General features: G+C 39.8%; 16 protein-coding genes and 4 pseudogenes. 9 read left to right on the forward strand and 11 right to left on the reverse strand.

Annotation, left to right across the window (positions count from 1 at the left end; all coding sequences use genetic code 11):
* Nucleotides 1-91: 91 nt before the first annotated feature.
* Both CGC64_RS00640 and CGC64_RS00645 read right to left on the reverse strand, forming a co-directional pair.
* On the reverse strand, nt 92-466 hold the full coding sequence (locus tag CGC64_RS00640) for an acyltransferase (RefSeq protein WP_005678303.1): 375 nt from the start codon (nt 464-466) through the stop codon (nt 92-94).
* Between the two features lie 90 nt (nt 467-556).
* A complete protein-coding gene (locus CGC64_RS00645; protein ID WP_032855315.1) occupies nt 557-1,321 on the reverse strand; it encodes a response regulator transcription factor in 765 nt (254 codons plus the stop codon).
* Between the two features lie 86 nt (nt 1,322-1,407).
* On the opposite strand from CGC64_RS00645, the gene CGC64_RS00650 reads away from it, so the two are divergent.
* From CGC64_RS00650 to CGC64_RS00665, 4 genes are all read left to right on the forward strand, one after another.
* The gene (locus tag CGC64_RS00650) at nt 1,408-2,157 is read left to right on the forward strand and encodes a DUF1349 domain-containing protein (protein ID WP_005678300.1); all 750 of its coding nucleotides are present in this window, start codon (nt 1,408-1,410) and stop codon (nt 2,155-2,157) included.
* An 11-nt stretch (nt 2,158-2,168) separates the two neighbouring features.
* Nucleotides 2,169-2,717, forward strand: coding sequence for a flavodoxin family protein (locus tag CGC64_RS00655; protein ID WP_005678299.1), 549 nt, complete (start codon nt 2,169-2,171; stop codon nt 2,715-2,717).
* A gap of 132 nt (nt 2,718-2,849) precedes the next feature.
* Nucleotides 2,850-5,180, forward strand: a complete 2,331-nt coding sequence (locus CGC64_RS00660; protein ID WP_032855246.1) for a hybrid sensor histidine kinase/response regulator — start codon at nt 2,850-2,852, stop codon at nt 5,178-5,180.
* On the forward strand, nt 5,173-6,495 hold the full coding sequence (locus CGC64_RS00665) for a sigma-54-dependent transcriptional regulator (protein ID WP_005678297.1): 1,323 nt from the start codon (nt 5,173-5,175) through the stop codon (nt 6,493-6,495). Before CGC64_RS00660 ends, CGC64_RS00665 begins: the two co-directional genes overlap by 8 nt.
* A gap of 144 nt (nt 6,496-6,639) precedes the next feature.
* Here CGC64_RS00665 and CGC64_RS00670 read toward each other — a convergent pair.
* The 7 genes and pseudogenes from CGC64_RS00670 to CGC64_RS00700 all read right to left on the reverse strand — a co-directional run.
* Nucleotides 6,640-7,389 (reverse strand): annotated as a pseudogene (locus CGC64_RS00670) (phage integrase SAM-like domain and Arm DNA-binding domain-containing protein); the annotation flags it as partial.
* 172 nt (nt 7,390-7,561) lie between these two features.
* Nucleotides 7,562-8,419 (reverse strand): helix-turn-helix transcriptional regulator, encoded by an 858-nt coding sequence (locus CGC64_RS00675; RefSeq protein WP_005678294.1) that lies wholly within the window; start codon nt 8,417-8,419, stop codon nt 7,562-7,564.
* Nucleotides 8,420-8,771: 352 nt separating this feature from the next.
* Nucleotides 8,772-9,914, reverse strand: coding sequence for an OmpA family protein (locus CGC64_RS00680; RefSeq protein WP_032855310.1), 1,143 nt, complete (start codon nt 9,912-9,914; stop codon nt 8,772-8,774).
* A 531-nt stretch (nt 9,915-10,445) separates the two neighbouring features.
* On the reverse strand, nt 10,446-11,288 hold the full coding sequence (locus CGC64_RS00685; protein ID WP_005678292.1) for a glycoside hydrolase family 16 protein: 843 nt from the start codon (nt 11,286-11,288) through the stop codon (nt 10,446-10,448).
* A gap of 201 nt (nt 11,289-11,489) precedes the next feature.
* Nucleotides 11,490-12,314, reverse strand: coding sequence for a glycoside hydrolase family 16 protein (locus tag CGC64_RS00690; RefSeq protein ID WP_005678291.1), 825 nt, complete (start codon nt 12,312-12,314; stop codon nt 11,490-11,492).
* A gap of 120 nt (nt 12,315-12,434) precedes the next feature.
* Nucleotides 12,435-14,039: a RagB/SusD family nutrient uptake outer membrane protein gene (locus tag CGC64_RS00695; protein WP_005678290.1), complete on the reverse strand. Its 1,605-nt coding sequence runs from the start codon at nt 14,037-14,039 to the stop codon at nt 12,435-12,437.
* A 14-nt stretch (nt 14,040-14,053) separates the two neighbouring features.
* Entirely contained in the window at nt 14,054-17,299 is a 3,246-nt protein-coding gene (locus tag CGC64_RS00700; RefSeq protein ID WP_005678289.1) for a SusC/RagA family TonB-linked outer membrane protein, read from the reverse strand.
* 319 nt (nt 17,300-17,618) lie between these two features.
* On the opposite strand from CGC64_RS00700, the gene CGC64_RS00705 reads away from it, so the two are divergent.
* From CGC64_RS00705 to CGC64_RS00710, 3 genes and pseudogenes are all read left to right on the forward strand, one after another.
* A complete protein-coding gene (locus tag CGC64_RS00705) occupies nt 17,619-21,542 on the forward strand; it encodes a response regulator (RefSeq protein ID WP_005678288.1) in 3,924 nt (1,307 codons plus the stop codon).
* A 153-nt stretch (nt 21,543-21,695) separates the two neighbouring features.
* Nucleotides 21,696-21,836, forward strand: coding sequence for a hypothetical protein (locus CGC64_RS18730; protein WP_005682599.1), 141 nt, complete (start codon nt 21,696-21,698; stop codon nt 21,834-21,836).
* A 40-nt stretch (nt 21,837-21,876) separates the two neighbouring features.
* Nucleotides 21,877-22,083, forward strand: a pseudogene (locus tag CGC64_RS00710) (YdeI/OmpD-associated family protein); the annotation flags it as partial.
* A gap of 94 nt (nt 22,084-22,177) precedes the next feature.
* Here CGC64_RS00710 and CGC64_RS00715 read toward each other — a convergent pair.
* Nucleotides 22,178-22,405 (reverse strand): annotated as a pseudogene (locus CGC64_RS00715) (DUF3874 domain-containing protein); the annotation flags it as partial.
* A 483-nt stretch (nt 22,406-22,888) separates the two neighbouring features.
* Between CGC64_RS00715 and CGC64_RS00720 the strand changes: the two are divergent.
* Nucleotides 22,889-23,524, forward strand: coding sequence for an HU family DNA-binding protein (locus tag CGC64_RS00720; protein WP_005678283.1), 636 nt, complete (start codon nt 22,889-22,891; stop codon nt 23,522-23,524).
* Nucleotides 23,525-23,697: 173 nt separating this feature from the next.
* On the opposite strand, the pseudogene CGC64_RS00725 reads toward CGC64_RS00720, so the two are convergent.
* A pseudogene (locus CGC64_RS00725) lies at nt 23,698-23,901 on the reverse strand (histidine kinase); the annotation flags it as partial.
* A 169-nt stretch (nt 23,902-24,070) separates the two neighbouring features.
* Here CGC64_RS00725 and CGC64_RS00730 point away from each other — a divergent pair.
* The gene (locus CGC64_RS00730; protein ID WP_005678281.1) at nt 24,071-26,200 is read left to right on the forward strand and encodes a cation:proton antiporter; all 2,130 of its coding nucleotides are present in this window, start codon (nt 24,071-24,073) and stop codon (nt 26,198-26,200) included.
* Nucleotides 26,201-26,306 lie beyond the last annotated feature (106 nt).

Raw genomic sequence — 26,306 nt, forward strand, 5'->3', positions numbered from 1 at the left:
TATTTGCGGTTGCAAAGTTAGATAGAACAAAAGATGTGCACAATACTGATTTCTAACCAATTTTCGCATCAATAGCAATAGGAATTAACTATTATTTGTTGAATATCAATCCTCTACGGCCTACTACCAACGAATTATCAGGAACATCTTGGGTTATGGTACATCCATGTGACATGACACAACCATTACCAACACTAAAGCTACCCGCGACAATTATAGTTCCTGTACCAAAAACACAACGATTGCCTATTCTTGCTCCCGGAAACAAAATAAGTTCTCCTCCTATGATATTATTATCTCCGATATAGATGTCATCACCAACTCCTGTGCAATAAATAGAAGCTCCGTGTGTAAGAGAAACGCCTTTACCAAAATGAATTGGCACAGAACTAAAAATACGTTCACATTCATTTTGCAGAACTGTTATGCCTGCTTCCAATTCTAATTTACCAGCAAATTGATTCATCTTTTTCGCTTTTATATGCCCGCAAAATTACGAACCAATAATAACTGGTACAACACTGATTTTTAACCAATCATAAAGCAAGAGGGCTCATTAAATAAGATTCATTCTTAATGCGATTTCTACAGCAGCCGCAGTATTAGCGACTTTTAATGAAGCTAAAATATCCTGACGATGGCGATTAACGGTATAAACGGAAATATTTAGGTTGTCTGCAATCTGTTTACTGGGCACCCCTTTCGCTATTAGTGATAGTATTTCAAGTTGTCGCCGACTAAGGATTTTTCGGTCGCATGCTTCGTACACGTTTCGTCTAACGGTTTCTCCTGTCACGAGATTTACAATAATACTGTCTTGTTTGTTATGAGAACCAAAGTATGGAGAATAAGTGCATAGACCGAGAATGACACTTCCACCGTTGCTACAACTAAAATATCTCGTTGTATGTAATATTTTTATTGTCTCATTACTCCCTGTCCGATAGAAACTGATGATACACGAAGCCGAGAAATTTGTCTTTTCATTTATGGGAAGTTCTTTTATAAAGTTGAAGAAACGAAGTTCGAGTATATGACGTTGAATAAGCTCTTCTTCATTCGCGTGGCTGAAAACGGTATTTTCAAAGGCAGATGTATGGTCAACCATATATTCCGGGAAGTCCATTATAGTTTGACCGAATCTGCCAGAATATATATGACATTCGTTGTTTTGAAAATCTGACACAACTGCTATACCTTCTGTTGCAAGAGCATAACCATTTGCGCACGCTCTTGCTTGAGCAAGCATAAATTCCTTATTTTCAGCATCTTCAAACTGCTGCTCAGTCAGAAGTGATTTTAGTTGATGTTCCTGTTCCATAGTGAATTGGTTAATTTTCACCATTGCGGGATTGCGCCAATAGTCCTAATTTTGCCACAAAATTACGAATAATAAATGATTCAAAGATGAAAAGAACCGTTTTATATGGAGCATTTCTTGTTGGATGCCTCTCTTTAGCTGCATGTCAGCAGCACAAAGAGTCCAAAACAAGTGAACCGGATTTGACCGGTAAAGTGGCTGAAACAAGCCAAATCACAGACTGTGAGATAAAAGTGGGAGATGTCACTTTTACCAAATCCATCAATGGCGCAGATACATGTGTAACCATACTTGCAGACGGAGGATTGGAATTCAACTGTCCCGGAGGACTTGACTTCTTCTGTGATCCTAACGAGGGTAAGCTGTCCAACAATACACTGCCTGTGTTACTGATTCCGACCGATAATACAAAGCCATTCACGCTGACAGCTAAAGTAACCCCTGAGTTTACCTCTGATGGACTTTACAATGCCGCCGATCTTTTTGTGTATGTCAACGATACACTTTGGCAGAAACTTGCCTTTGAGCAGGACGAATATGGCAACCACCGCATCGTAACGGTACGAACACAAGGTACATCGGATGACAATAACCATGATAAGATAGACGCAAAATCAGTCTATATGAAAATATCTTCTGATACTCACACTATCGCCAGCTACTATTCATTAGACAAAAAAGAGTGGCATATGGTGCGTCTGTATCGTAATGAATATCCCGATCAAATATATCTCGGCATCAGCAGCCAGTGTCCGCAACATGGTGGATGCACAAGCATCATCGAAGATATAACTCTTAGTCATGACAACGTAGGAGATTTCCGTATGGGTGAATAAATGTAAAGGATATGAGCAAACGAATTTTGATTTTAACCGGCAGCCCACGACGGGGAGGTAACAGCGACCTTATGGCGGACGCTTTTGCGAAAGGAGCATCCGAAGCGGGCAACAGTGTTGTGCAGTTTAATACTGCGCATAAACATATTCAAGGATGCAGAGCTTGCGATAATTGTTTTAGCAAGGAGAATAAAGCCTGTATTTTTAATGATGATTTCAATGAACTGGCATCTTTGATGGCAGAAAGTGATGTCATCATATTCTGTACCCCTCTTTATTGGTACTCGTTTCCTACCCAGATAAAAGCTGCCATAGACAAGTTTTATTCTTTCATCATAGGTAAAAAAGATGTGCCTATTAAGGAATGTATGCTTCTTTCGTGTGGAGAGTTGGAAGACCCACATGTATTTGACGGTATAGTGCGTTCCTTTGAACTCATTGCGCAAGATAGGGGATGGAAAAACAGAGGCCATTATCTTGTAAATAGTGTCAATGAGAAGGGGGCTATTTCAAATACCGAACATCTACAAAAGATATATGATATCGGAAAGAAATTTTGAATTGTCTATTGAGGATGTTCTATAATCCAATTTGATATAGCATCTTTATTAGACTGAGCTTCAAAGACCATACAGCCCGTAAGCCTATAAAGACCTACGGGCTGTATTATCAATAATCAATGGCAATAACGCATGAATCGACATAACGCTGAAACAAGACACTTCCGTATGCTGACTTCCATAGGCTATCTACTAATAGCTTTGCTGGTAGGCGGCATCATGTACACATGGCTTGGCGAATGGCGAGACATGGAGGGACTGGAAGCCAAAAACCGAGAGATCGATGAATTTCGAAAAGAGGTAAACAATATTCATATTCATTTGATAGAGTTTTCTTTATTAGGTGAAACGATATTGGAATGGGATGATGAAGATTTAGGACTTTACCATGCTCGGCGTATGACAATGGACAGTATGCTTTGTCGGTTCAAAGCTACCTATCCGGCAGAGCGTATCGACAGTGTGCGCCATCTTCTCAAAGATAAGGAACGACAAATGCGTCAAATCGTACAGGTACTTGAACAGCAACAAGCCATCAACGATAAGATAACTCGTCAAATACCCGTAATCGCGCAGAAAAGTGTGCAAGAACAGCCCAAGAAACCTAAACGAAAAGGATTCTTGGGCATCTTCGGTAAAAAAGAGGAAGCGAAACCAACTGCGACTACTACGATGCTCCGTTCCCTTAATCGGAATATGATAGCTGAACAACAGGCACAAAGCCGCCGTTTGTCAGAACACGCCGATAGTCTTGCTGCACGAAATGCGGAACTCAACAGACAACTGCAAGGACTGGTAGTTCAAATAGACGAGAAAGTTCAAGCAGACTTACAGAAACGGGAAGCGGAAATAGCCGCCATGCGTGAAAGGTCTTTTATTCAGATAGGTGGATTGACAGGATTCGTTGTCATGTTATTGATAATCTCTTACATAATTATCCACCGAAATATCACCCGTATCAAACGATACAAGCGAGAAACTGCGGATTTAATAGAACAGTTGAAACAGTCTGTTGAACAGACCGAGGCACTGATAGCTTCCCGCAAGAAAGCCGTGCATACCATTATCCATGAATTACGTACACCGCTAACGGCAATAACCGGTTATGCCGGACTGATGCGGAAAGATTACAATACGGATAAAATCGGGGGTTATATCCAAAATATTCAGCAATCCTCCGACCGTATGCGTGAAATGCTTAATACTCTGCTGAGTTTCTTCCGTCTGGACAACGGCAAGGAGCAGCCCAATTTCTCTCCTTGCCGTATTTCGGCAATCACGCACATTCTTGAAACGGAGTTTACGCCAATTGCCATAAACAAGGGACTTGCTCTTACTGTGACGAACCATACTGATGCTGTTGTCTTGACCGATAAGGAACGTATCCTGCAAATCGGCAACAACCTGCTGTCAAACGCCATCAAGTTCACGGAGAACGGCGGCGTTTCTCTGACGACAGATTACGCTAACGGGATGCTGACACTTATCGTCGAAGATACAGGGACAGGCATGACCGAAGAGGAACAGCAACGTGTGTTCGGTGCGTTTGAACGTCTGTCAAACGCAGTAGCAAAAGACGGTTTTGGTCTGGGATTGTCTATCGTGGAGCGTATCGTGGCAATGCTTGGTGGCACAATACGGCTGGACAGCGAGAAAGGCAAAGGCAGCCGTTTCACGGTGGAAATACCCATGCAGACTGTCGAGGAACTGCCGGAACAGTTCAATTCAAATTACGTTCGTCACAATGAAGCATATCATGATGTAATTGCCATAGATAATGACGAAGTTCTGCTCCTGATGCTAAAAGAAATGTATGCCCATGAAGGAGTACACTGCGATACCTGCACCGATGCTGCGGAGTTGGTGGAAATGATAAGGGAAAAGGAATACAGTCTGTTGCTTACTGACCTGAATATGCCGGAGACAAACGGCTTCGAGCTGCTGGAACTGTTGCGCGCTTCCAACGTGGGCAATTCAAGGAACATCCCGGTAGTCGTGACAACCGCTTCAGGCAGTTGTAGCAAAGAAGAACTTATAGGACGTGGATTTGCCGAATGCCTATTCAAGCCGTTCTCCATATCGGAGCTGATAGAAGTTTCCGACAAATGCGCCATTAAAGGCAAATCGGACGAAAAGCCGGATTTTACCTCCCTGCTGTCCTACGGCAATGAATCCGTCGTGTTGGATAAGCTGATAACGGAAACCAAAAAGGAAATGCAGGCAATCAGGGATGCGGAACGACGGAAAGACCTTCAAGAATTGGATGCCCTTATACACCACTTGCGCAGCTCGTGGGAGATATTACGTGCAGACCAGCCGTTAAGGGAACTTTATAAACTGCTTCATTGTAAGGATACACCCGATTGGGAGGCGATACATAACATATTGACAGTTGTGCAGGATAAAGGTTCGGAGATTATTCGGCTGGCAAAAGAAGAAAGGAGAAAATACAACAATGGATAAAACAAAAATCATCGTGGTGGAAGATAATATCGTGTATTGCGAGTTTGTCTGCAACCTGCTGGCGCGGGAGGGATTCCGTACCGTGCAGGCTTTCCACCTCTCGACAGCGAAGAAACTTCTGCAACAAGCCTCTGACAATGATATAGTAGTTTCTGATTTGCGTCTGCCCGACGGCAACGGTATCGACCTGTTGCGTTGGATGCGCAAGGAAGGCATGACGCAGCCGTTCATCATCATGACTGACTATGCCGAAGTGCATACGGCGGTTGAAAGCATGAAACTCGGCTCGCTGGACTACATACCCAAGCAGCTTGTGGAGGACAAACTCGTGCCTCTGCTCCACACCATACTAAAAGAGCGGAATATCGGGCGAAGCCGTATGCCCGTCTTTGCACGTGACGGTTCCGCCTTTCAGAAAATCATGCACCGGATAAGGCTGGTAGCCCCAACCGACATGAGTGTGCTGATATCCGGAGAGAACGGCACGGGCAAAGAGCATATCGCCCACCATCTGCATGATAAAAGCAAACGTTCCGGCAAGCCGTTCGTGGCTGTGGACTGCGGTTCACTCACCAAAGAGCTTGCACCATCGGCATTCTTCGGACATGTCAAAGGCGCATTCACCGGTGCGGACAGTGCCAAGAAAGGATATTTCCATGAAGCCGAAGGCGGCACGCTGTTCTTGGATGAGGTAGGCAACCTCGCACCGGAAACACAACAGATGCTACTTCGCGCCATACAGGAGCGGCGATACCGCCCGATAGGTGACAGAGCGGATAAGAGTTTCAACATCCGTATCATCGCCGCCACCAACGAGAATCTGGAAAAGGCGGTCAATGAAAAGCGTTTCCGGCAGGATTTGTTATACCGCCTACATGACTTTGAAATAACCGTTCTGCCCTTACGTGACTGTCAGGAGGACATTATGCCGCTGGCGGAGTTCTTCCGTGAGATTGCCAATAAGGAATTGGAATGCAAGGTTAGCGGTTTCAGTTCCGAAACACGGAAAGCGTTGCTGACCCATTCATGGCCGGGCAACGTCCGTGAGCTTCGGCAGAAAATCATGGGCGCAGTGTTGCAGGCACAGACGGGATTTGTCACAAAAGAGCATCTGGAACTTGGGATAAATAGAACAACCTCTGTTACCGGCTTTTCCCTACGCAACGATGAGGAAGATAAAGAGCGGATTATACGTGCTTTGAAGCAGGCTGACGGGAACCGGAAGGTCGCCGCCGAACTGCTTGGAATAGGCAGGACAACACTCTATAATAAACTGGAAGAATATGGATTGAAGTATAAATTTGAGCAACCATAGCCCGCAATTCACCGGATTTGTATGATTTTGATTATCAGAATTTGGTTAATTCTTAAAATAATATTATCTTCGCATTGAGCTATTTGAAATGATTGGGAATCATGCAAAATGATGAAGATAGGTGGTTTCTAAACCATTACCTATACCTTTATTATTGGTTTGCAATTTATTGATAATCAAGCATACATTAGTTAGTGCAACAAATGTAAAAATGCAAAAGACAAAAACGTCCCGTACCTGTTCTACTCGCTTAATAGTGAACTCTTTGCCAATAATGATCTTAATCTCGTCCATCGTCAGAAATTCAGGATCGGTTTCTTCCAGTTTAAAGCGGTAGTAGGCAAACGGATCTTTCTTTATCCAGTCGTTTTCTAAAGCAATGCGAATTATCTTTTTCAAGTTCTTTAATCGGGTGATAGCTGAATTTTGCGCACAACCTTTTTCAATCTTCAAGAAAGCATCGAACTTAGAAATAAAATTGGCTTCCAAATTATTCAGGGCAATATCTGATAGCTGATATTCTTTCTTAATGAATTCCTCCAAATATCGGGTAGTGGTTTCATACCGTTGAACGGTCTTACTAACGAAGTCTTTGCCGATCAGCTTACGGCTTTGTTCGTTATGCTCCCTGAATACCTGCAATAGCGTTTTGTTATCTTCATCCACGCCATAAAATAGTTTTCTCACAAGATCAACAGTGATAATCTTGCCGGAAGTTTCCAGTTCTCTATAAATTTGGTGTACGTGCGAACGTGTAATTTCTAAGTAGTGGTTCAGTTCCACCGACATACGGTCTTTACCTTTTGAATTCTCTTTTGCCTGATTCCATAGGTTTACGGGACAGCTTCTTTTGATAGAAATATCTACCATACAACCGTTTACAGTGATTCTCATACACACGGGTGCTTCTCCGTTCTTTAATAATTTGGGATCAATAAAACCGAGAGTTAAAAAAACAAAGGAAGTCTTATACCAAGAAATTACGAGAAGTATTTCCTATCTTTATACACACGGAGATCTTTCTAATAAGATCCCTAAAAGACAAGAGCTATGAACACATTACAGTCTAAGTTTCATTTCCCTTATTATAATTATTTCTCAGTTCAGTTGGAGTTGCACCAAATAACTTTTTACAATAACAAGTCAGATGTGCAGGAGAGCTAAACCCAAAGTCCATAGCTATTTCCCGGAAAGCAATATCCGGATCACAAATTTTCTCACGAACCAGTTCAGCCCTCCGCTCCTGCATCCATCGGTAAGGACTCTGACTAAAACTCTCTTGAAACTTACGATTAAAAGAGCGTTCCGAAACACAACACAAACTTGCAAATTCTTTCACGGTTTTCACATTCTTATAATTATCCAGTACAAAATCCTCGAACTGCCGTCCTACTCCAGTCGTTCTAGAAAAGAAAGCAGCAAGTTCTGATTTAGTATAAAACCCCCTCAATGCAAGAATGATTTCCTGCTGCTTAAGGATATGCATATGCCTACATAGCAATCCTGTATCCAGATAAAAAAGTAACTGCCTCAAAATATGTAACAGAGGCTTTCGGATTGGTAAAATACAATTATTACCGTTCTCCATTTTTACATGTGAGATTGATTCAAAATACATTTTGTCACAAGCCGTTATCTGCTTATTCCAAAACAACAACAGACATTCTGCCGACACAATACCTTCAACCCTATTTTCTTCATGCTGCGGTATAAGCAGCATATTATGCTCTAAAAGATGTATATTATGCTCCCTGCCTATATTAACGGATAGTTCTCCTTTCAAAAGAAATAAAATACAAAAACAACAACTATTATCAATCTGTCCGGATTCTTGCGCAGCCAATCTGTATTGGGTAAAACCACTGTCAATTTTAATTCCATAATTAAAACAGGAATGATGTTCCGACAAATAAAGTAATTTCATGTTATAATTTAAGTAGTTTAATTTTAAAACAACTCGCTTCGCTTACTATGTTTGTTTTTTTTAAGACACATACTTTTAAACTACAAACAAAAACTGTAATTCTATAAACATATACTTAAAAAGGAATATATATCTGCATCCATTAACGACTCTCGCTCCCTACATGACACATATAGCCCTAACTTAGCCACAAGCAATATCATCTTTCAATATACTTACTTCATTTTACATATCTTCCTAAGCACAAGGAACTCCCCCACCACACAAACTATTGCGATAAATGGGGAAGTCTGATGATTATAAAGCAGAACTGCTTCTATTTATTATACATCTTCTATTTTTCTATCACTTCTTATTTAGAATTAATAGTACAAATACTTACCCGGTTCCAATCCGGTTCCTCAAACATATAGCCAATTCCCTGTCCTTCAGCAACAATTCGCTCCTTTGAAATCCCATACTTATTAACCAGCATCTTTTGAACTACCTCGGCACGCTGTCGCGCAATACGCTCATTAAGTTCTTCACTACCCTCCGGAGAAGCGTAACCCTTGATTACAACTCCTGCCTCTTTGTGGTTTCTCAAGTAAATTGCAATCCGTTCAACATTAGGCAATTGAGAATTATCAATAGTTATTCTACCTTGACGAAAAGTAATCACAGACTCTAGTGTTTTTTTACTATTGTCAATCGTATCTTTCACAATTTTCGGTTCTCGATTCTTGTATTCTTCCAAAGCCGTTTCTAAATCTATCACTTTTTGGTTAGCATCCTGCAATACATTATCATTGCGTTCAAGTTCTGAACGAAGTTGATTTATTTGAGCATTTAATGCATCAAATTCAGACTGGTCGTAAGGTCTTACTTTAGTAAAATGGTGTTCACCATTGCTACATCTGAAATGATATACGAAGCCTGCACTAATCTCCCACACGGCACGCCCCGAATGGAAATATACAGGTTTCGTACCCATAGAATTCATATCATATACAAGAGCCGGTTTGAGAGCTAGAGTCCACGCCTTACTTTCCCCTAAATTAAAATTAAAATTTAATCCCAACTTAGTAGACATACCATTTTGATCTTCCCCCATGTTTCTACCAACATAATAATGCATCCAGCCAATACCAGCCACAGCCTCAATCTCAAAACTTCTTGGAATACCGTTATAACCTCCAAAAAGATTATTTAAATTCACCAATCCTAACAAACTTACATTTGATTCATCAAATGCTGTTTTACTTTTTGTTGTATTAAAATAACCCATTGCCTCAAAACCTAATCCAAAGGTAGGGGTTAAATGCTTGCTTACATGAACTCCAACTGCCGAACGCATGTTTTTAAAAAACGAGTGATGAGTCAATGGGGTCACGCCACCTACATTAATACCGATTGACCAATTATCCGAAAATTTGTTTCCTTCCAAAGCTGTTTGTCCACTTACATGGCAAATGGCAATACCAGATAGCAATAAGCCTGCAAAAATCTTTTTCATCATAATTCTTATTTAAATTTATTATTAGCAGAATTGGGGCTGAAATATATATCATTCCCAACATTCTACCTTTAGCTATATAGTTGACTAACTACTACTTTCATTTACAATACAAAATAAAATCACCCATTGTGAGTATATATGTTTATGTACGTCTTTCTCAGCTGCTGTAATGGGACCTACCCACGACCACGATTCTACGGTCCTCTACGTAAAGTCATATTTTTCTGTTGCTTTTCCATATTCAACAAACACTAATCCGGCAAAGTGAACTAATTGTAATCAGCTATCTCATACCAAATCAAACATTGTATAACACTTTGCAAAAGAAGGCAATTCCTATCTCAATCTGTTACAAATAAACGACATTATATTTTATGCATCAGACAACTATCATTTATATAGGGGCTTCATAATTTGGAGATTCATAGTTTAGGCTATAATTCAAGCGGGAGAAATAATTACATAACATAAAGAACCTATTTCAGCATATCTCCCCCTTCTTAGAAACACGTTTTCCAGAAGTGATATTCATTCATTGATTTTATTATTATCCAACAACACAACACGCACCCAGTCAACCCACATTTCTCCCGGCAAATCTTCATCATGGATTTCTCCCGGCCATGTCATCATACCATTCAATTCACCTCCCAATGAAAAATTCAGAATTATATTGAAGGGATATTCACAAAATGGATACTGTAGTTTCTCCTTATCCAAATGTTGGTTCTCATATTTCCAAGTCTCTTTGCCGTCGACATAAAATATTAATTCCTTTTCAGTCCGCTGCACTGCATATACATGATCTTTAGTTACATCAAAATTCTTATCAGCCTCCTTGTTCGTTACTCCTGCAGAGCCATTTTCACCATTTATATAAAAAGTATGTACCGTTTGAAAGATCTGCTTAGGACTCCCTTGTACCCATTCCATAAGATCTATTTCTCCCCCTCTGGGCCATTCCGGTGCTCCTATAGGCATTTGCCAGATAGCAGGAAAACCTCCACGAACCAATTTGGTTAATCTGGCCTTAACTTCCAAACGTGTACCACAGGGAAAACCTATCTTGGAAAACACCCCGCCATTTTTATAAGTCCCGTTGTCCTTACAGGCCCTCAACTTCAAATAGCCTTCCTCCACCTTTACATTTTCGTAACCATCCACACCCCTAAAATACTGTGACCAGGCGTTGTTGGCATACGTACAAAGTTTCCAGATAGCTGTATCGGGCACAATACATTTCGCATCAAAATCATCAACAAATAAAATGTTTTCAAGTGTATCCGATCCGATTTGCTCCTTTTCTTCTGCGCATACATAAGTAACAGTCCCACCTATAGCAAACAATAAATAGCACAAAATTGATCTCATATGATTATAAATTAAAAAGATTAAAAAACCATTCTTTCTTCAAAAACAATATTACCTCATCGAAAGAAGAGTTGTCACCACAAGAGTGCTGACAACTCCCTTCGACAGGCACTGTCACCTCAAAAACAAACTTTTACACCATAAATATTATTCTAAATCATAGAGTACATTCAGGACCCTATAAATCTATTTTACAAAAGACTATTTCCACTGATATACCCGCACATAATCAACTTGCATGGTAAAAGGCAAATGTTTCTCATTTATAGGACCAGCCATTCCCTTTCCACCTGCAACATTCAATATCAAGAAGAAAGGAATATCAAAGGGCCATTGTACTGCGCCCAAACCTTTGTTATAATAGGTTGCGCAAACTTCTCCATTTACCATAAAATCAATTTTCTTATCGTTCCATTCTATTCCCCATATATTCCATTCACCCTGCTTGAATTTAGACCCTGAATGACCAAAAGGATATGTCTTTTGCTCCGTACCAGTAGTATGTACCGTTTGTACAGCAACATCTAAATCTTTTATATGCTCCATTATATCTATTTCACCACTTGCAGGCCATCCTCCGTATTCTGAACTGGCAGGCATCATCCATATAGCCGGCCACGAACCATTCCCTGATGAAAACTTAGCTTTAATCTCTACTTTACCATAAGTAAAATCAAACTTTCCACTATCAGTGCGTATACTTCCAGATTTATATCCGCGGGGATCTGTTTCATCCTTCATAAACTTGAGATTCAACAAACCATCTTCACACCAAACAACGGATGTATCATTCGGCTTATAATAATAGGCATGAGCAACATCTCCCCTGGGAGTATAATTCCACTTCTTGGAGTCAACGGCCCCATCGATATTAAATTCATCTGAAAAAATCAGAACCCACGATTTATCCACTCTTTCAACGGAATCTTCTTTCTCTGATCGCAGCACATCAATGGAACTGTCAGAAAAGTCGTTTGAACATCCGAAAAATAAAACTGCTAATAAGGGTATTATACTTTTTTTCATAACTCAACTTCGTATTATTTTATATTATCTTTATACTACCATAAACAGATATAAAAGTATATCTAGCCGGAATACGAAACTCCTCCCTTCCAACCGGACATATTCTCGTCATATCTTCTTCTATTCATAACCAGGAGTCTGCTCCAATGCCGAATCATTATCAAGTATATTCTGATCCAACGGCCATAAAACTTTATATGCCTCAGTCTTCTGATCAAGAATAGCAACTTTATTATCAATATCACCTTCTATACAGAACACTAATGGAATACCGTCCTTTGCATTCTTCATGCGGCACAAATCCCACCAACGTTGTCCTTCCTGTACAAACTCCTTATCCTTTTCATGTAAAATAGCTAATTCATTAGTTAGAAAATCAGATGCCTTATATATATGTGAACCTACCTCAGACTTATACGCCCTATTTCTGACTAAATTTATATATTTCTCAACATTTGCATTATCACTCTCCATATTAGCAATCTCGGCTAATGCTAGATATACCCAGGATAAACGGTAAAGAATAAGATCACCATCATAGACTCTATTTCCCTGAGCATTGAGAGAGCCCAAATTTTTACATACATGAGTACCATATACATACAATTCTCCACTTTCCTTTTTCCGATATGAAGGCATAAATGTGGCGTCACAACGAGTATCACCTTTTTCAAAACTATTATAAAGCGAAAGTTTATACTCATATTTCTGTTGACCATTATTCTGTATATCAAGCGCATCATCCCATGGCGTTCCATTTTCTCTAAAACTATCTTTATTAGTCGTCCCGGAAACAAGAGAATAGGTATATCCACGAGAAAGGGAGTTTTCTGCTTCACCCTCCATATAAGACACAGCCATTATCACCTCACTATTACCTTTGTTATCAGCACTGAATATACGTTTAAAATCTTGTTGCAATTGAAGTCCATAGTTACCCTCTACATCTTTCAAGTACTTCTTGGCCTTTGACAAATCCGATTCGGTAGCTTTGTTATCACCAATAGTTACTTTGGAATTCCATAAATATACCTCTCCAGCCAAACATTCTGTGGCCGCCTTTGACCAATACACCTTGGTACCATGTCCATATGAATTAAAATCAGAATTCTCTCCAAAATATTGTAGGGAGGTTTCCAAATCCTTTTTAATCTGTGATATAACTTCACTTGGTTTAGCTCTCCCCAAATAAAGTTTATTCGGATCAAGCACTCCATCGATAACTTCCACGCCAAGACGAATTGGTACCCCACCATAGACTCTATAAAGATCAAAATAGTAAAAGGCACGAAGACCATACGCCTGTCCAAGATAATAATTCTTTTTAGCTTCCGGAATGAAATTAGCATCAGTTACACGAGCTATAAAAAGATTGATATTGGTTATACAGCCATAAATATTTCCAAACTTGGTAACTCCGGGAGTCTCCTTAGACAGATTTTGTAAACGGATTTCCCCACTAGAGATAGCCAGACCATCTGCACTTGTGCCATCCTTATAATGTCCGCCCCTTAATTCGCCAAAAGTGATAATATGCTGTTCCGCCATATCTCGCAATTGTTTATGAAGACCGTCAATATATGCACTGACTTGGGATTCTGTTTTCCAATAGCTGGTACTTCCATAATTATCTATCGGGGCGAGATCCAGCATATCCCCACATGATGTAGCCACTATAGCAGCTATATTCAACACCATAATATGTATAAATTTTAAATTTCTCATCTCACTTCGAATTATTAAAATGTAACATTAACGCCAAATATAACGGTACGTGGCAAGGGATATCCTGACGAAATCTCCGGGCTTACCGTCCTGGCAGAAGTTAAATAGCCCAAATTCTGTCCCGTTATTGAGAATTGCAGTTTCTGCATATATAGTCTTTTAGACAATTCCTGAGGAAGAGTATATGACAAAGACAATTCTCTAATCCCTAAATAGTTACCCTTAGAGGCAAATAAAGTTGAGGTACGATAGTAATTGGCAGCTCCCACATGATCAGCAAATACGTAACGGGGATATTTTGCGTTTGGATTACTTTCGCTCCATGTATTAAAAACATCCTTTGTCGTATTGTAAGTCCCCTGCATACATCCTAAAAACCAAGGAGTCTTATCATCATAAACCCAATAATCAAGCGCAAAGTCAAAACGGGCATACAAACTAAGTCCCTTCCAAGACATTGTGGTATTAAAACCACCATACCAACGAGGAGTAGTATTTCCTATTACAACCTGATCATACTGGTCAATCACCCCATCTCCATTTACATCCTTCCATTTCACATCTCCAGGTTTTAACTCTATGCCTTTTGCCCGCTCATTATCAGAAAGTTTATTCCAAGCTTCAGGGCCATATTGATATTTACCTTGAATATTCCCCGAGGTCACAACCAAATTTCCCGGAATATCATCAACACTTCTGTAAATACCCTCGGCCTGGTAACCGACAAGTATCCCATACTCCATTCCCTCCTGAAAACCTCCGACATACACCTTCTCATCTTCCAACTTACCTGTACCCGGATTTACAACCTTCCGACCGGTATACACTTGCTGTCCATTCTGTCTGTTTCGTACCTGCCCGTTATCAGGAAGGGCTATAATCTTATTCTTATTATAAGTTATATTAAAAGAAGCATCCCAAGTAAAATCATTGACATCCAACACCTTACCAGAGAGTTGTAATTCGATTCCGCTATTACGTAATTTTCCATTATTGTTCTTAACAGAAGAGAATCCCGTGGTCGAAGGCAGGGTGAAGTCTGCATACTTATCAGATGTCAGACGATTGTAGTAATCGATATCCAAATTCAAGCGTCCTCCCAAGAGTCCTACATTCAAGCCTATATCAAAACTGGCCGTCTTTTCCCAACGCAAAGAAGGATTAGGCAAAGTACCTATCAGAAAACCATTGTTGCCATGGTATTTATTAGAATTATATGAACCTTGAAGAGTATATGGACCGATTCCGCTGGCATTACCGTTCAAACCGTAACTAGCCCTCAGCTTTCCATAATAGAGGAAAGGAAGTGATTCCTTAACAAAATCCTCTTTCGTAAAAACCCAGCCACCGGAAACTCCCGGAAAAAATCCCCACCGATTCTTACCCAGCAAAGAAGAATAACCGTCATAACGAAATACCCCGGAGAACAAATATTTACCCTCATAGTCGTAGTTCAAGCGTCCAAAATAAGAAAGAATACGGTAACGACTATGATTCGAATCTATCTGACGTTTACCCTCACCTGCATCGGTCAGACCTAAATCTTTAAAATCATCGGTAGCAGCACCAGAACCGGATGCAGAGAAACCGTTATTATACTGATCATAAAATTCACTACCAAACATAATATTCAAATTATGAACAGCAGAAAATACAGTCGTATAATCTAGAACAGCATTATAGGTCTGAGAGAACTGACGAGAATAGCTTGCACTAGTTGAACGAGTTCGATTCCATTGCCCCGGAACCGTCTCATAGTCCTTGCGCATACTTTCTTGTACAGTATGAAAATAATACCAACTAGCAGAAGCCCTCAAGACCAATCCCTTGAATAAATTAGCTTCTAATGACTGTATAAGGGTAAACTTTGTCCGTTCATTATCCTGATCGTAACTTTTTGCAACATAAGTCTGATTACCGTCCCCGGGACTAGGACCCAATGTCGGATTACCGTCCTCGTCTTCAAAACGGACAGTAGGAGGAGTACTCATCACCCGACCAAAATAATCACTTTCCGTCCCCCAGGCGTTGTTTAACCATACATAATTAGCCCGGCTGAAAGTCGCATTGGAAGTCGTTTTCAACCAATCTGCAATTTTGTACGAACCGTTGAATGTGAAATTATAACGTTTATATTCGGTAGTGATAGGGGCTCCGGGGGAGTCGTTATAACCCAAACTTGCATAATAAGTTCCTTTATCATTCCCCCCCGACATACTAACCGTATAATCCTGTGTCACTACCGGATTACGAAGATTATATTCCTCTGGTTTTGTCCCTTTATAAATGATTGTTTTAGAAGGGTCCAAAGGATCCAGCATTTCTCGCCAGCCCATATCCAAAAGATAGGCATTTTCATCCGTTTTCCCCATAATATTCCACACCATATTCGCACCGAGCTTATTACCCGTACCAAAAGGCGTAGAACCTGTAAGATTTGCCGTAGCTGCCCACGGGGTATTTTTATAGGCTGTACGAAGGACTGTAATATAGTCTTCCGCGCCCAAAAAGTCGTAGGGATTATTTACATAACCGAGACCTATATTTGCTCTGAAATTAATTTCCCGATGTCCTGCCCGGCCAGATTTTGTTGTAATTAAAATTACACCATTACTTGCACGGGCACCGTATATGGCCGTAGCCCCAGCATCCTTCAGAACATCCATAGATGCAATATCCTGAGGATTGATATCATCAAAATTATCACGAAGCTGTCCGTCCACTATCACCAGGGGTCCTCCCGAACCATCAAATTCCGTTCCACCACGTAATATAACTTTAGGAGATGAAGTAGGATTTCCCGAAGTGAGAGAAACCTTTAAACCGGGAACAGAACCCGACAGTGCCTGAGAGGGATTTGTATATATACCCTTCTCTAATATCTGGGGACTGACAGTCGATATAGAATTCGTCAGTTTTGCCCGTGAAACTTTTCCGCCATAACCGGTCACAACAACTTCCTGCAAAAGCTCACTGTCTTCTTTTAAGATTATCTTAAAATTCATTTTTCCTTGCACACTCAAAGTCTGGGAAGAAAAACCTATGAATGAAACCTGTATACTGGCATTATCAGAAACCGAGAGTGTAAAATTACCATCAACGTCAGAAACAGTGCCATTTGTTGTTCCAACTTCCACAATACTGGCACCAATGACCGCCTCACCCGCAGTATCCGTTATTATGCCCGTAATACTTTTCTTCTGTGCCACAACTACAATCGAACACAGAAGAAAAACAAATAAAATAAAACTCTTTTTCATACTCTTTTATGTTTTTCATGTTTAAAACACCTATCAACAAGAGGCGTTCAAATACCATATATCCACTCCAAAAACATCACAAATTACGGAGGTATAAACAAAGGAATAAAGAAAATCATATTTAATAAATTAGGGGTTATTATTTACAAGCGCAAAGAAAGAGCTCATAAAACTAAACATAGTCAGAAAGCATTTAAAAAAAGTCATATATCATCCAATACTGCATTTTTTTATCAAAAACAGAATAATTAATAAACATTTTATGTATATACGTTGTTAAATAGAAAAAATCAGCTTTAAACAACACGAAAAGATAAAAATGTACAGGTTATTTGGTATATTCGCAATATTAACACTACTTTGCATATCATCTACATCAGGTCATGACATAAATTACCAGTTTACGTCTATTTCCGTAGCGGAAGGATTGTCTCAATCTACCGCCCAATCCATACTTTTAGATAAGAAAGGGAAATTATGGATAGGAACAAAAAATGGTCTGAATTCTTATACGGGACAAAATCTGAAAATATTCAAAAGCCACCCCAACGACAGATATTCCTTACCAAGCAATCACATTATACATTTAACCCAAGATTCCCTTAACGACATATGGATATCTACCAGACAAGGTATGGTTAGATATGATGAGACACACGGGAATTTTATTCCCTTCAATCATGATATCATCTATTCTTCCTTATGCATAAATGGAGGAGTACTTTTCGGAAGTGAGAATCGAATATACAAATATGATTACCAAAAACGCTCTTTTAAAGCAGTATGCATCAACCCCAAAGGTGCTACGGACAGTGACATTACCAAATATAGGGTACAAAGAATTATAGCAGTTTCCCCAAAGGAGGTGCTAATCGTCACCAGAAGGGATGGAATATATATATTGAATTACCCCAATATGCAATTAAAGCGTTTTTTCTCTTGTCCAAACAATATTTTGCAAGGAGCATGTCTGGCTTCAAACGGATACATATATTTATCTTTTTGGGGACAAGGCCTGTTTTGTTATGAGAAAACAGGAAAACTTATAAAACAATATACGAGCAACAACTCCGGATTGACAAACAATTATGTATTGGATATAATAGAAAAGAAAGGATATCTATGGTTAGCAACTGATGGCGGAGGAATAAATCGCCTGGAACTACGCAATGAAAAATTCTCTAACCTCTATCATATTGCCGGAGATGAAAATTCACTCCCTGTCAATTCTATTACTGTATTATATAAGGATAGCAACGAATGTTTATGGGCGGGAAGTGTTAGAGGAGGAGTTTTCAATATCAAAGAAAGTTACATACGTACTTATAAAGACTGTCCTTTAGGATATAATAATGGATTGAGCGAAAAATCTGTGACGAGTTTTTACGAGGAAGCTAATGGAAAGTTATGGATTGGTACGGACGGAGGCGGAATAAACTTGTATGATCCTCAAACGGGAAACTTCAAGCACTTCTCGTCTACCTATGGGGATAAAGTGATTTCCATAGCCCCAGTATCAGAAAAAGAACTAATGGTATCTGTTTACACAAAGGGACTTTTCCTGTTTGAAAAAAACACAGGTATTTATCGACCGTTTGTGATAATAAACGACAGTATTAACTTCAGGCAGTGCTTTTACGGATATCTTCCACGCGCTCACCGAGTGACAGAAAACAAAATATATATACTTAGTAAGGAGCTATGGGTATATAATATAAATAATAAAAAATTCTCTCCAATCAAAAATGAGAACAATTATCAATTACAAGCCTCGGTCATAGCCTACTGTGACAAAAAGATATCCTTGGCAATGAATGGAAACAAAGTATTCCGAATCATTAACAAGAATGACAGCATTGATCTTCTTTTTCAATTGGACGAGAAAGAAGTTATCAGTGCGATTGATTACGACGGAATAAATAAGATATGGGTGGGAACAACAACAGGAATGGGATATTATGATATAAAAGAGAAAAGATATTTTAAAATCAGGTCACAGTTATTCAATGATATTACCGCCCTCCGTTATGAGCCTTCTTCAGAAAGGATATGGATCTGTGCACAAAACCAACTATTTTCTTACTGCATAAAAGAAAACAGATTTATTCAATGGAACAGAAGCGACGGATTTTATCCCAATGAAATAATATTTACTTATCAACAACGGGCTGAAAAAAACAGCCAATATCTTTACTTTGGTGGCATAGAAGGACTGGTCCGAATAAACACAGACATCCCAGAGCCTAATGAACCAGATCCGGAAATAGCACTTTACAGCATAGAACTTAACGGGCAACCGTATACATCCGGTATAGACACCCAAAATATAAAAGTTCCATGGGAACATAATGCACTCGCCCTACGGGTATATATTAAAAATAAAGATATTTTCCAGCGAGTTCCATTCCGATATATCATAAAAGGAAATGTTGATAAGATAATCGAATCATATAATCCGATATTGGATCTTTCCAACCTATCTACCGGTAAATACCGCATCGAAGTAGCATGTATGACAAAAGACGGAAATTATACCACTCCTATCCTTCTCACAAATATCCATATTACCCCACCATGGTATAAAACAGACTGGTTTATAATATTATGTTGTATTAGCCTTATAGGAGGGGGTATTGCAGGAATATTCATTTTTAATATAAAAAAGGAAGCAAAAATACAAAAGAGACTAAAAGAATACAGACAATATCTGAATGAAAAGAGGATAGATTTCCTCATTCACATAAATCACGAATTACGTACTCCCTTAACATTGATTTATGCCCCACTAAAACGTCTCATGGACAAAAGTGAGATGCAAGGATTACCTCAGCATCTGATACCACAATTACAACTACTATTCAACCAAGCACAACACATGAGGGAAATAGTAGATATGGTGTTGGACTGGAGCAGTTTGGAGGCAGACTATAATAAATTGAAAATACAAAAAACTCAATTGAACGAATGGGTAACCGAGGTTATCAAAGACTATATGAATGAGGCAAAAGAAAAAGAGATATGCATACAATTACAAATAGATCCCAACATAGAGGAGGTATGGTTTGACAAACAAAAGTGTCAAACAGTACTATCAAACTTACTGATGAATGCACTAAAATTCAGTAAGGCAAACAGCAATATAACAGTAAGCACGCAACGTCTTGAAAACACAGTCAGAATATCTGTTATAGACGAAGGAAGCGGTATAGAAGATTCGGATATGGCAAATCTCTTCACTAAATTCCACAAAGGTAATCACAAAGAGCGAGGAAGTGGATTCGGATTATATTATGCCAAAACAATAATGGAAATGCACGGGGGGCTTATAAGGGCCTATAATAATACAAACAAAGGAGCTACATTCTATTTGGAGCTGCCATTGCTCAATACAAATAAAAAAGAAGAATCCGCCCATTTACAGCAAAAAGGCTCTCCTCTCCCTTCTAGCATCCAAGATACACATTTCGATTGTACCGGAAAGACTGTGCTTATTGTAGAGGACGAAAAGGAGTTAAGGGAATATCTCATAAGTTCTTTAACTGAGTTCTTTAAGAAAGTTTATGCGGCAGACAATGCAGTCTCTGCCTTAGAAATCTGTCAGAAGAAACAGCCTTCTATTATTATTAGTGACGTGATGATGCCGCAAATGGATGGTTTTGAATTATGCCGTCAGATAAAAAACAACATCCAGATAAGCCATATCCCTGTAATACTGTTAACAGCACGTTATGACCAGACAGGGATAACAACCGGATATAAATCCGGAGCTGATGCTTACATCCCCAAACCATTTGATCTAGACTCTCTAAAGATCGTCATCGGAAATATTTTAAAAAATAGAGAGAAAATACACAATCAATACATATCTATCAACCAGTCGACTTCTCTCCAGACTTTAACAAACAGTAAAGCAGATGAGGATTTCATGACAAAAATAAATATAATTATACATGAAAACCTATCTGACGAAGAATTCTCCGTCCAGCAATTGGCAGATCTCATGACAATTAGCCGTTCTTCTTTATACAACAAGATAAAAATTATAACAGGTTTGGGAGTCAATGACTATATAAACAGATTACGTATCGAAAAAGCGATCTCACTGCTTACCAATACAAATTTAAACATAAATGAAATAAGCAGTGAAGTGGGTTTTACTTATCCCCGATATTTTAGTTCAACATTCAAACAAATGAAAGGAATGACTCCCAAACAATTTAGAGAGGAGAATCGTATGAAATAAGTAGGAAATTCCTTGGAAACATAACAAGTATGAACGGGTGGATATAAAGATATAATTTCCTTCTTAATAAAAAATAAATGTCGGAACCGTGCAATGGGAATCATACGCAATTGCCTATATTTGTGCTATTGAACAACAAATACAGGTATAATTATGGAACACAAAGCTGATAAGGACTATGTGGCTATCATTTCACTCCGGAAGTTACCTCAATACTCAAAAAGATCTATTGCCTATTTCCAAAGCAGAGGGACGGATAATAACTCTAAGAATGACCTGCTACCATGTCAATAGAAATAAAATATTTTAAAGATAGAAAAGAGTGGCGAAAAAGGATATAATTGCCAGATTGAAAGAAGATAAAACTGTATGGAACAATTATCAACTTTTTTCCGACACATATAAACGCATCCGAATTGCCTACATTGAAGCAGCAAGGAAACGGCCTGAAGAATTTGAAAAACGATTAAACAACTTTATCAATAAAACGAGAGAAAATAAAAGAATAACAGGATTCGGCGGGATTGAAAAATACTATTAATCCCTATAAAATACCTGACTCAAAATAAAAAACAATTCCTCTTTGATACCGCCCCCTAAAATGTGCAGAAAACCGAATTGAACAAATAGGACACTCACTCTATCCTTACCAAATGATAAAGTGTCCCCCGATAAGACTTTCGGGAAGGAATACTCAGCTTTTGAAGCATGCGTCCGAATTGTGCCACCTTATTGATAGCCAACCTGTCACGTGTCTTTGTCTGCAAATAGTTCAATATCTGCATGGAAGTCATCCACTTCCTTTCTTCCGCTTCCTCATCCAACGGACTAGGATAACAATGAAATAACTGTTCCAACGGACTCAATAAGTTCGCGCAAAGTCATAATGTGTCCCGATTTTGTTTCCGTTTTCATTTTGTCGAACAATGTGCCTGCCTCACAAACACTGAGAGTTTCTTTTCCACTCTCGCTATCTTGCCTGATAAAAGTAATATTCATTCTATTTTTATCTATTTTCTACAATCGGAATTTATTGTTTTAATTCCTGTAAAGATACGCTATAAGCTTCCGGAAAGCAAGCATTTCTCCTGATTAATATCCGCATTTTATTTGTATTACACTCAGATTTGATGTATCTTTGCTTAATAGTTACCAGAAGCTCACCAGTGTGAACAAACAAGCTATCAGTTGTAAACAAAAACGTTAACAAGTGTAAGCAATCTTATTCACAGCAGTGAGCCCCTGAGAAGCATTAAGGCTTAACAAAACAAACTCTAAGCATTAACGTATAACTACCTAAGAGAATACATAACAAGAACGGTTACTTTAAAACAAAACATGAAACTATGGCAATATTATTTGACTGGTATGAAAACCCCAAGCCTTCGGACAAAGAACAAGGAGAAAAGACACTGCACCCACGTCTAAAATATAACGGTTCGATAGGAACCGACGTATTGAGCCGACGCATTCAAGAACGTTGTTCGCTGACAGAAACGGACGTCACAGCTGTACTCGACGCCCTTTCACATATCATGGGACAGGAATTGGCAAACGGACGGCAAGTACATCTGGACGGTATCGGTTATTTTCGCCCTTGCCTGACCAGTACGGAACCCGTAACGATAGATACCAAACGAAAGGCTACCAAAGTAAAATTGAAAGCGATCCAGTTTCGTGCCGATCAGACATTGAAAAATGAATTTGGGATACTGAAAGTAAAAAGTCTCAAAGGCGGGCTCGACTTCTCCCAACTGACGAACGAAGAAATAGACCGGAAACTGACGAAATACTTCCAAACACACCCATTCATGCGGAGATGTGACTTCCAAGACCTCTGCAGAATGACAAGAAGCACGGCAATGCGACATATCCGGCGGCTACGTGACGAAGGAAAACTGAAAAATGAGGGTGGAGTGATGCAACCGATTTATGTACCAGGAAACGGTTATTATACTAATAATAAACATGTTACAGATTAAATAGTGGGAATTAGTAACCTGAGGGTAAAAATTACCCTCAGGTTACTCCAACTTAACTCTCATAGCCGCAAACAACGATGTATAAAGGGATTGAAGCTATCTATGAGAGTATGAGAGTAAAATCATCACTAACATCTATTGTATGCATTTTCTTTCACCGCTATTGTTCCATACAACATGGTTGACGGACAATGCTTACATACATCCCCTAACCCCGCATTCAACATTTTCCAGCATTCGGCGTTTTCCGGCACTTGTCCGGCTTCTTCCCCGAAAAGCTTGTTTGTAAAAATCACCTTCATCGTGTCATAATCGCTCACGAAGATATTGGCATTGATATTCCAGTACCGATTGTGACGCCGGGCAGAATGTTGGAGTTTCCTCCAACCCACACATTGTTGCCCAATGTCACAGGAGAAGTAAAAAGATTTCCAGAACTGAAAAGAAATAAGATTGCCCGTAAAACAATATTTTACCGGCAAACGTTTTCTTTATAGTATTTTTTTAAGTTATTTTGCGCAACAGATATCACGAAATCATCAAATTATGGATTGGATTGGCCTTGATTTAACATTCCCTATTACCGACCCTACATGGATATTTCTCCTTGTACTTCTCATTATACTGTTTGCCCCTATTTTATTGAACAAGTTGCGCATCCCGCATATCATCGGTATGATTCTGGCGGGACTGGCTGTGGGTGAACATGGATTCAACATTCTGGCACGCGACAGCAGTTTCGAATTATTCGGAAAAGTGGGACTGTATTATATCATGTTCCTGGCCGGTCTGGAAATGAACATGGGAGATTTCAAAGAGACACGGAACAAGGCGTTAGTCCTGGGGCTGCTCGCTTTTATTGTACCTATCGGAATCGGATTCGTTGCCAATGTGTCTTATCTGAAATATGGTGTAATCACATCCGTACTGCTAGCCAGTATGTATGCCTCACATACCCTGGTGGCTTATCCCATTGTCACCCGTTTCGGGGTGTCACGTCATCGTAGCGTAAGCATTGCGGTAGGAGGAACGGCAGTGACGGACACACTCACATTGTTGGTGTTGGCTGTCATAGGCGGTTTGTTCAAAGGAGAGACCGGTGGTTTCTTCTGGTTATGGCTGGTAGTAAAAGTGATTTTCCTGGGTGGACTAATTATCTATTTCTTCCCGCGTATCGGCCGCTGGTTCTTTCACCGCTACAATGACCATGTGATGCAGTTCATTTTCGTCCTTGCCATGGTCTTTCTTGGAGCAGGACTCATGGAGTTCGTAGGAATGGAAGGAATTTTGGGGGCTTTCCTCGCAGGATTGGTACTGAACCGACTCATTCCACACGTTTCTCCGTTGATGAATCATCTGGAGTTCGTCGGGAATGCGCTTTTCATTCCTTACTTTCTTATCGGAGTGGGAATGTTGATCAACCTGCGTGTTATCTTCGGACACGGAGATGCGCTGAAGGTGGCCGCCGTAATGATTGTAATGGCACTGACGGGCAAGTGGATTGCCTGCTGGTTCACGCAAAAGATATACAGGATGTCCGTTCTCGAACGAAACATGATGTACGGATTGAGTAATGCACAGGCGGCAGCTACATTGGCGGCGGTATTGGTCGGATATAATATTATCCTGCCCGGCGGCGAACGTCTGTTGAATGATGATGTACTGAATGGGACGGTTCTGCTGATCCTCGTTACTTGCGTAGTCAGTTCCCTGATAACCGAACGAGCGGCCAAGAAACTGGCCATGGATGATTCGGAACCGGGAAAAGAGTCTTCAACGGAAACTGAAAAGATTTTGGTATCTCTTGCCAATCCAGACACCATTGAAGACATGATGAACCTTTCTTTAGTGATACGTGATACGAAACTAAAGGACAATCTTCTGGCACTGCACGTTATCAACGACGACAGCACTTCCGATAACCTGAGAATGCGAAGTAAACGCTACTTGGAAAAAGCGGCCATGACAACAACAGCAGCCAATGTTTCGCTGAAACAGCTGACCCGCTATGACTTGAATATTGCTTCCGGCATCATCCACTCTGTGAAAGAGAATGAAGTAACGAGTATCATCACCGGGCTGCACCGCAAAGCGAATATCACTGATTCATATTTCGGAATGCTTGCCGGAAACCTGCTGAAAGGATTAAATTGCGAGATTATTATCTCTAAATTCCTGATACCGGTCAATACGATAAAGCGAATCGTTATTGCCGTCCCTCCGAAAGCGGAATATGAATCCGGCTTTCCACGTTGGTTGGAGCATTTCTGCCGAATGGGAAGCACGCTCGGATGTCGTGTGCATTTCTTTGCAAACGAACAGACAACCGCCCGCCTGCAAACGTGGATAAAGAAAAGACATAAACAGGTACTGACGGATTTCTCTCTTTTAGAGGACTGGAACGATTTACTGGTACTGACAGGGCAAGTAAGCTACGACCATCTGTTAGTCATTATCAGCGCCCGTCCCGGAACGATTTCTTATGACAACTCGTTTGAGAAATTGCCGAGACAATTAGGAAAATATTTCTCTAATAATAGCCTGATTGTGTTATATCCCAATCAATCGGGTGAACCACTGGACAGTTCTTTCTTCTCCAAGCTATACACCGATACTGAAACCCGACACTATGAGAAAGTGGGCAAATGGGTTTACAAATGGTTCAAAAAGAGTTGATAAGCGGTATATTCCGACCACAAATATATGCCATTTGAAGAACAAGGCTATTATTGTAATCTAATTTATAGTTTGACTACAATAACAGCCTTATACCATCAGTCTT

Origin of the sequence: Bacteroides caccae (genome assembly GCF_002222615.2) — a bacterium.
Classification (GTDB): Bacteria; Bacteroidota; Bacteroidia; order Bacteroidales; family Bacteroidaceae; genus Bacteroides; species Bacteroides caccae.